Source organism: Psychrobacillus sp., assembly GCF_056205495.1.
In genome coordinates this window covers 1-9,470 of the sequence record NZ_JBAEAP010000263.1, presented here as the reverse complement: position 1 = coordinate 9,470, position 9,470 = coordinate 1, and the positions used below count along the sequence as shown (strand labels likewise).

The 9,470-nt window shown below is 41.2% G+C and carries 8 protein-coding genes; all 8 read right to left on the bottom strand.

Translation table 11 applies throughout. The annotated features are described in order from the left end of the window. Positions 1-249: 249 nt before the first annotated feature. On the bottom strand, positions 250-1,389 hold the full coding sequence (locus AC06OU_RS07630) for a M20 family metallopeptidase (RefSeq protein WP_475855024.1): 1,140 nt from the start codon (positions 1,387-1,389) through the stop codon (positions 250-252). Beyond that, positions 1,389-2,414: an ABC transporter ATP-binding protein gene (locus AC06OU_RS07625; RefSeq protein ID WP_475855022.1), complete on the bottom strand. Its 1,026-nt coding sequence runs from the start codon at positions 2,412-2,414 to the stop codon at positions 1,389-1,391. The genes AC06OU_RS07630 and AC06OU_RS07625 overlap by 1 nt, the downstream gene beginning before the upstream one ends. After that, positions 2,386-3,396: an ABC transporter ATP-binding protein gene (locus AC06OU_RS07620; protein ID WP_475855020.1), complete on the bottom strand. Its 1,011-nt coding sequence runs from the start codon at positions 3,394-3,396 to the stop codon at positions 2,386-2,388. Before AC06OU_RS07620 ends, AC06OU_RS07625 begins: the two co-directional genes overlap by 29 nt. 18 nt (positions 3,397-3,414) lie before the next feature. Continuing rightward, positions 3,415-4,290: an ABC transporter permease gene (locus tag AC06OU_RS07615; RefSeq protein ID WP_475855026.1), complete on the bottom strand. Its 876-nt coding sequence runs from the start codon at positions 4,288-4,290 to the stop codon at positions 3,415-3,417. 37 nt (positions 4,291-4,327) lie between these two features. Further along, positions 4,328-5,245: an ABC transporter permease gene (locus tag AC06OU_RS07610; protein WP_475855018.1), complete on the bottom strand. Its 918-nt coding sequence runs from the start codon at positions 5,243-5,245 to the stop codon at positions 4,328-4,330. A 470-nt stretch (positions 5,246-5,715) separates the two neighbouring features. Beyond that, positions 5,716-7,263 (bottom strand): ABC transporter substrate-binding protein, encoded by a 1,548-nt coding sequence (locus AC06OU_RS07605; protein ID WP_475855017.1) that lies wholly within the window; start codon positions 7,261-7,263, stop codon positions 5,716-5,718. A 44-nt stretch (positions 7,264-7,307) separates the two neighbouring features. After that, positions 7,308-8,513 (bottom strand): M20 metallopeptidase family protein, encoded by a 1,206-nt coding sequence (locus tag AC06OU_RS07600; RefSeq protein WP_475855016.1) that lies wholly within the window; start codon positions 8,511-8,513, stop codon positions 7,308-7,310. A 150-nt stretch (positions 8,514-8,663) separates the two neighbouring features. Next, the coding region (locus AC06OU_RS07595; protein WP_475855014.1) for an acetamidase/formamidase family protein at positions 8,664-9,470 on the bottom strand (807 nt) is incomplete at its 5' end.

The following is a 9,470-nucleotide window of genomic DNA, read 5'->3' as shown; positions in this document are numbered from 1 at the left end:
CAATAGACACGAAAAAATCCTGCTTTTTTTAGTTTCGCGGCTTTTCCTATTTACATAATAAAAAGCCACTCAGTAATGAGTGACCTTTAATTTATCCTTCTTAAACAACAACCAGTCTCCTTGGGCCTACACGCTTCCGAGCCTTTGAATCCAACTGTTCACTGAAGATTATGTATGACAAAGGGATGCAATTACCGAGAATTGTAGTCAATTGTCAGAATAGTGTCTGACACAGGGACACCCTCCATCCTACTCACCAGTCCCCGATAACCTCGACACAGTCTCAGCTAACAAAAAGCACCTTTCCGTCAGGGAGTCTATTTCGAGATATTCCCCTTCATTGTGCAGCTTTCCACCGATTGGTCCTACACCGTCAATGGTGGCTACGCCAAGGTGAGAGGGAAATGATGCATCGGATCCTCCACCGGTATGAGAATCGGTTACCTTTAGACCAAAGGAGCTTCCGACTTCCTTCACGATTTCTAGGAGTTTCTGGTTCTTATCATCAAGCTCCATTGGTGGACGGGTGATACCGCCCTCTAGGTCGATTGTAGTTCCTGGTACATCTGGTACGGAACAAATGGTTTCGATTTGCTTGGCAATTTCTAAGCTTTGCTCATCACTTTCGACGCGTACATCTACGTATCCAGTGGCGCTGTCCGGGATCATGTTTACCGCATCCCCGCCCTCCACTATACCTACACTTACGGATATTCCTTGATCATGGTCAGTTAAATGATTGAGCTTGATCGTTTTATATGCAAGCTCCTCAATAGCACTTCTGCCTTCTTCTGGTGCTACTCCGGAGTGTGCAGATCTTCCATGTACATGCAGCGTATATCTGCCGCCCCCTCTTCGTGAGGACACAATCGATCCATCCTTACGGGCAGGCTCCATAACCAATGCATATTTCACTTCTTTTGAAATTTCCTCGATGAGCTCCCTGGATGTCGGGGAACCTATTTCCTCATCACTGTTTAAAATAATGATGACATTTTTCAAGGCAGCATCGTTTTTCTCGTACAAATATTTCATCGCATACAATAGAGTTACCTGACTTGCCTTCATATCCGCTACTCCTGGACCAAATGCAAGGCCATCCTTAATGGTAAATGGTCTTTCTGCTGCCGTTCCAATCGGAAACACCGTATCCATATGGGCGATTAGCAGTATTTCAGGCTTCAAGGCTTCTTTATGTCTGATGACAATGTTATTACCAAATTCCTCATTTTCTTTAATTTCTATAGAGAGGTCCATTTGTTTATATTCATTTATTAGGATTTCTCCTATTTTATCTACACCAGCTTTACACGTTGAGCCACTATCGATATTGACTAATTTTTCTATGAGCTCAAGCATCGGCTCAAGGTTTCTCCTCAGATAGTCCATCACGCATCTACCTTCACTTTCTCTTCATTGATAATTCCTTTACCATTTTCAAGCGGGAAATGACAGGCTACAAATTGACCTGACGCTTTTTCCTCAAATATAGGCTCCGTTTTACTGCATATGTCCTTAGCATAAGGGCATCTTGTATGGAAATTACAGCCAGGGGGTGGATTTGCCGGACTCGGGATATCGCCTTCTAAAAGCTGTCTTCCCTCGATGTTCCGTTGAGTTGGATCTGGAACTGGCACAGCGGACAATAAACCCTCTGTATAAGGATGCATAGGATGTAAAAACAATTTTTCCTTTGTCGTCAGCTCCACTATTTTACCAAGATACATCACGGCAATTCTGTCACTGATGTGCTTCACTGCTGGCAGTCCATGTCCTATAAAAATGAACGTTAGATTGAGTTCCTTTTGTAGCTTAGATAGTAAGTTTAATATTTGAGACTGAATCGATACATCCAGTGCAGAAACTGGCTCATCACATATGATAAGCTTGGGATTTAAGGAAATAGCACGAGCAATTCCAATTCGTTGTCTCTGTCCTCCACTAAATTCATGTGGATATCGATTGACATAAGCACGATTTAACCCAACTAGGTCCATCAGCTCCATTACTCGTTCCGTGAGCTCTTTTTTATTGAGAGATTTATGAGTCCTTAACGGCTCCGCTATCAAATCGAACACGCGCATACGTGGATTCAAGGATGAGAAAGGGTCTTGAAATACCATTTGGATATCTGCTCGTTTCTTTCTTAACACCTCTCCTTTTAGCTTCGTTAAATCTTCTCCCTCAAATAAAATCTCACCTTCCGTTGCATCCAGTAGCTGACCTATCAGGTTTCCAGTAGTCGACTTCCCACATCCGGATTCCCCAACTATCCCTAGGGTCTCTCCCTCGTCCACATAAAAGTCCAAGCCGTCAACTGCATAAAGAAACTGTTTTTTTCTTTTTAAGAAACCTTCCGATATATCAAAAGCTTTTTTCAGCCCTTTAACTTCCAGCAAATGATTTTGTTTCATACAAATCAACCACCTTTTCTTCATGGAGCCAGCATCTGACCTTGTGATTTGTCAGAATTTCTTCAAGCTTTGGTTGAGCCTCAGCACATTTTTGCATGGCATACGGACAGCGATCCATGAACCGACAACCAGTTGGATAATCTAAGGGACTTGGGACGGTGCCCGGTATAGAAGTTAGCTCATCCTTTAATTCATGGATTTTAGGAGTACTATCCATCAGACCTTTTGTATATGGGTGTCTAGGTTCTCTAAACAATGTAAATACATCCGTTTCTTCCACTACTTGACCTGCATACATCACGACTACACGATCTGCCATTTCAGCCACTACACCCAGGTCATGGGTGATTAGCAAAATAGATGTGTCAAACTCCGTGATTAAGCCCTTCATCAATTTAAGAATTTGAGCCTGAATCGTTACATCTAGAGCAGTAGTTGGTTCATCTGCAATCAACAATTCCGGATTGCAGGAGAGTGCCATTGCAATCATGACACGCTGTCTCATACCTCCACTCAATGAATGCGGGAATGAGTCAATGACCTTCTCTGCCCTTGGTATCCCTACTTTTTTCAGCATTTCAATACTTATCTGACGTGCTTCCTTCTTATTCTTCTTTTGATGTAGCATAATAGATTCTGCCATTTGATTTCCTATTGTGAAAACAGGGTTCAAGGAAGTAAGAGGCTCTTGGAAAATCATTGCAATTTCATTACCACGAAGGCTGCGCATTTCTTTCATTGAGATAGGAACAATATCTTTTCCCTTAAACAAAATTTGTCCATCTTCAATTCTTCCTGGCGATTCGATTAAACGCATAATGGATAGAGAGGTTACGCTTTTCCCTGAGCCAGATTCCCCTACTATCGCTACTGTCTCGCCTTTATTTATCCTTATAGAAACGTCATCGACTGAGGGAACAATCCCATTTTCAGTATGGAAATAAGTTTTGAGGTTTTTTACATTCAGTACTTCCTCCGCCATTGGGATTCCTCCTTTAGATTATTTTTTGATAGAGCGTGGATCAAGAACATCTCTTAACCAATCACCCAAGAATATGATTCCAAGCACTGTTATTGTTATGGCTAGACCAGGAAAAGTTGCCAGCCACCAGCTAGTCGCTAAATAATCTCTTCCATCACTCAAAATAGATCCCCATGAAACAGTCGGTGGTTGAACACCAAGTCCCAAAAAGCTAAGTGACGCTTCTAGAATGATCGTTGTTGCCACACTTAACGTGGAAATTACGATAAAAGAGGAAATTACATTTGGCAATAAATGACGAGTAATTATCTTATGGTTTTTCATTCCAATGGAACGAGCAGCTCTTACGAAATCACGTTCCTTTATAGTTAACACTTCGCCGCGAACAAGCCGTGCATAGTTTACCCAGTTCGTAGCACCGAGAACGAAGATAAGCGTAATCACACTAGGGCCAAAAACACTAAGTATTACTAGCGCAAAAAGAATAGTAGGGATGGCAAGGAAGGAATCTACAAGGCGCATCAGTAAATTGTCTATAAAACCTCCGTAATACCCCGCGATCAAGCCAATCGTCACACCTATGATTCCGGCAACAACTACAGATGTAATACCTACTAATAAGGAAATTTGAGATCCATATATGATTCGACTAAGAATATCTCTCCCAAGATTATCCGTTCCCAATAGATTTGCAGTACTACCACCTTCCATCCAGAAAGGAGGCTTGAGCATATTTGCCGCATTTATAGCAGCGGGATCATGTGGTGCTAGTAATGGCGCAAAAATGGCTACTAAGAAAACAAATAATACGATAAAAAATCCTACTGTACCTGTCTTACTTCTAAGTAGTAATCTACTCCACCTTTTAAAAGAAGAGGGTTTGTTTTGTGTCATGCTTATTGTCTGTGATTGGGTCAACTTAACTTCCCCCCTAGCTATATTTAATCCGTGGATCTAATAGTCGGTAAAGAATATCTGCTACTAGATTCATAAGAATGACGAGTGTTGCGATGACAAATACACTGGCTTGAACAATCGCCATATCACGTGTATTGACGGCCTGTATTAATAGTTGCCCTAAACCTGGCCATGAAAAGACGGTTTCAGTTATCAATGTGCCACCAACCAAAGTAGAGGTTTGTAGTGCAGTGATTGTGATAACCGGAATAAGGGAGTTTCGGAACGCATGCTTATAAACTACGATTCTATCCTTTAAACCTTTACTCTTTGCTGTGCGTACGTAATCCTGATTCAAGGTTTCAATCATGCTAGACCGGATGAGTCTTGTCATTTCCGCTGCTATCCCAGTAGCCAGAGTGACAGAAGGGAGAACCAAATGCATAAGCGTTCCTCTTCCGGAAACCGGGAAGAAGCTTAACGTAACGGAAAACAGTAAAATTAACATAATCCCTAGCCAAAAGTTTGGCATCGCTTTTCCTATTACAGCCGCTCCCGTCGCCACTAAATCTAGACTAGAGTTTTGTTTGGTAGCAGACCAAATACCAAGTGGAATCGATACAACAATTGCGATTAGAAGTGCTGCAATACCTAGTTCAAGTGTTGCAGGGAGACGCTCTAAGACGATCGACATCGCATCCTGCCCATAACGATACGATTCTCCAAAATCACCTTGTACAAGGTTCATCAGGTATGTAGTGTATTGAACGATAAAGGATTCATTTAAGCCTAAGTATTCTCTTAATAGCTCGACATCTTCCTGTGAGGCGTCATCAGGTAGCATTAATGCCACGGGATCTCCTGCTATAAAGACTAGTGAAAAGACAATAAATGAAATGATTAATAATACGGGTATTATTTGTAGTATTCGCCTAACGAAGTAATTGTTCATCAATTGTCACCTCACACATATTTTGAAATGATCTGTAGACTGAATTAATTTCATAATCCTGTTCCTATAAAATATCTTTTTTAAATAAGAAAGTAGAATGGATTTCCGCTTCAGGTGGACGCTTTCCGTGGGGTGAGGCGATAAGCCATCACCCGTCGCTACGCGCGCGGTTGTAATGTCTTATCTGTCTCACTCATCCCACTGGAGTCGCCGTCTGGTGCTCCAATCCATACGGAGAGATAAATGATCATGTCTGATCAGTGAAATACTATTTTTGAAATTGAATTCAACTGAATTAATTTCATAATCTTTTTCCTATAAAAATATCCTTTTTAAATAAGAAAGTAGAATGGATTTTCACTTAAGTGGATGCCTTCCACTTCTATCATTTATGAAATTGACTCACCCACTAAATTTTCTACCAAATAGTAAAGGAAGGAAGAGCAAGCTCTCCCTACCGATCACCATATCTACTTTTTATTAATAGAATCCACGTAAATGATTTCATCCATTGTAGGTGTATAATCAATTGCATCACTTACCCCAACGTTGATAGATTCTTGGTGTAATACGATATGAGCCGTGTCTTCAGCTAATAAATGCTGTGCTTTAATATATTGTTCTGCTCTTTCTTCTGGGTCCATATTTTGAGCAGCTGCTGCTAATAATTCTTCTACCTCTTCGTTATGATAATCAATTTGCTCTTTGAATCTTTCGTAGTTATAACAATCTAATGCATTTGCCGCATCAAACATAGAGTTACCTAAAGCTAGTAAATAAGCATCCTTGTTTTTGCCTGAATTACGAAGTTCAACGAAGCTGCTCCACTCCATAAATTCAACATTTGCTTTTACTCCAATTGCAGTCCACATGCCAGCAACCATCTCAGCAATTTCAGCATCTTGTAAATAACGCCCTTTTGGAGAATGGAATGTCATTTCAAAGCCATCCGGATAGCCTGCTTCAGCCAATAATTTTTTTGCTTCTTCCACGTCATAGTTATACGTGTCGTAAAGATCTTCCGCAAAACCAAAGTTTCCTGGTGCGACACGAGTGATTGTTGGTATACCCGCACCATTTAACAGGTTATCCGTTATAGCCTTGTTATCAATTGCCAAGTCCAAAGCTTTTCTAACTCTCGGATCAGAGGTTGGATATCCTTCTGTTGAACGTACAAATATCATCATCGTTCGGTTAGAGGTACCTTGAGATAAATGTGTACCATCGTTGTCTTCAATACGCTTCCACTCACTTGGTGGCATGTTTGTTGCAATATCAACTCCACCTGTTAATAGCTCAGATACACGTGTAGAGTTTTCTGGGATTACACGGAATACAACCTCATCCCATTCCTCATTTTTTCCTTCAAAATAATCATCATAGACTTCTAGCACGATGCGATCGTCACGTACCCATTTCGAAAATTTAAATGGTCCTGTCCCAACTGGATTTTCCAAGAAGTGATCCATTCCGTTTTCTTCAATATATTCAGAAGGAAGGATACTAGAAGCAATCCTTGAAATTCTATTTAATAAAGCCGGGTCTGGCTCATTTGTAACGATACGTAACGTTAAGTCATCCACAACTTGTACCTCTTTAATAGAGTTATAGTTAATGTGATCAAGCAGCGTGGAATCATGCGCAACACGTTCAAGTGAGAATTTAACGTCCTCCGAATCTAATGCCTCGCCGTTATGGAACTTAACTCCTTCTTTTAGTTTCACTTCCCACGTCTTATCGTCAATTTTTTCATAACCCTCTGCTAAGTCTGGTAAAATCTCACCAGTTTCATTGTCTCGTTTAAACAAATAGTTAAACATATTCACGTGAATCGCTTCTGTAGAAGTATTAACATGGTTATGAACATCAAACGTTACCATGTCCGTTCCCATTGCAATCGTCAATGTCCTGTCGTCCTCTTTTTTAGTCGTAGAAGTAGAAGAATCATCTCCACTACAAGCTACCAGCAATCCTACTGTCAAAAGTACAGAACTTGCTAATCCTACCCATTTCTTCATAGTCATTCCCCTTTATATATATAATTTCATTGAACCTATACTTATTAGTCGTTCGTATTACTCTCTATGTAATCAAGAGCAAATTGGGCCAATAAAGCCGAGCCATACGGCAACGCATCTTCATCAATATCGAATTTAGGATGGTGATTTGGATAGATACAATCCTTTTCTGCATTGTAAGTGCCTAATCTAAAGAAAATTCCAGGCACCTTTTCCGCATAGTAAGCAAAATCCTCTCCTCCCATGCTCGGATTAATAATCGATAAAGTATTAGCTCCTAATATTTTTTCAGAGATTGAATCTAATAATGGAATCAACCTATTATCATTTTTCACGGAAGGATAGCCAAATTGATAATCGAACTTATAACTAGCCCCCATTCCTTCGCAAACGCCTTTAATATATTGCTCCATTCTTTTGGAAATGACCTCGCGCAACGAAGGATCTAACACTCTAACTGTTCCTTCTAATCGAACGGACGGTGCGATGACATTTCGCTTAAAGCCACCTTCAATTTTTCCTATTGTCAAAACAGCTGGCTTTAGAGGATCAATCGACCGGCTCACAATTTGTTGTAAGGAAGAGATTACTTCCGCCGCCACCGTTATCGAGTCAATAGACATATGTGGATGAGCCGCATGTCCCCCCTCTCCGATCACTTCGATATCAAAAGAATCCGCACATGCCATTGCGACATCTTTCGCAACCGTTATAAACCCTGTATGTGCTGTAGGATGTACATGCAAACCGGCAATAACATCCACATCGGGATTTTGAAGAACCCCTTCCTGAACCATATGTAAGGCCCCTGCTAGCCCTTCCTCTGCTGGCTGAAAGATCAACTTGATATTTCCCTTTGTCGGTCTATGTTTACTTAGTATTTTGGCCGCTCCCAGCAGCATCGAAGTATGGGCATCATGTCCGCATAAATGGGCTACTCCAGGAACCGACGAGGCGTATGAAACCGACTTCTCATCCTGTATAGGAAGAGCGTCCATATCTGCCCTTAATGCAACTGTCGGACCTGGCTCAGTGCCTCTTAAAAGAGCAACAATTCCAGTTTTGGCAACCGGTGCTTGAATTTCAAAACCAAGATCCTTTAAATTTTCTAAAACAAACTTGGAGGTTTCAAATTCTTCAAATGATAGTTCAGGATTCACGTGAAGATGTCTGCGCCACTGTATTAACTGTTCCTTTAGGTCCAATGCTTCTTGAAGTAAGACGTTCTCTTCTACTACTGTATCTTTCATGCAATTCTCCTCTTGTTTCCCTTTGATGTAATATTAGGAAATAACTTTATTTTCTGACTATTATTTTTATATTAGTTTAGAAAATTTCTTTAGTCAAGAATAGTTTTCCATTTTATGGTCTAGTTATCTTTCCTTTTATTGTAGTCTTCATTAATCCTCAAACACCGCCATTGGCAATACTGCACTAACGATATATTGCCCCGCATCTACAATCTCTGAGATTTTCAAATCGACACATAGACTAGACAACAAATAGGCATCCTTTGGCTCCATTTCATATGTAGTTGAAATGTGATCTACCATCGCCCGAAGCGCATCCTGCGAAGCCTTCATCAAATCAGGACCAACGCCAGTGGTACCGAAGAATCCCTTATGGTTCACCTTAAGAGTAAGCTGAGCACTCGTTAAAAACTGAGGCGAAGGAATCGTTTTGCCTTTAATAAGGTTGAACTTTAAGGTAGCGGTCATCGGACACTCTAATGCGGACACACAAACCTCCCCGTCTCCTTGAGCTGCATGGGCATCTCCGCAGCTAAACAACGCTCCAGCCACCTGGACAGGTAAATACAACTTCGTCCCAATCGTCAGCTGGCGAACATCCATATTCCCCCCAAAAGTTCCTGGAGGCATGATCGGCTGTCCACTTGCATCCTTAGGACTTACTCCCATCGTCCCTAAAAACGACTCGATGGGAATTTTAATATCCTCGCGGAAATGAATAAACTCCCCGTCGGTCAAATCAAAGGTTCTTAAATACGCATCTGGAAACTCCTCCGGCAGCAGCCCGAGTCCAGGCAAAATAGCCGTCCACCCCCAGCTTCCTGTCTCTAAATTTACAATTTCCACCTCCAGCGTATCTCCAGGCTCTGCTCCTTCAATGGCCACTGGACCTGCAAGCGGGTACACCTTGTCCCAATCTAAGCTAGCAATAGATTCAGTAGTAGAATCAATCGAAAA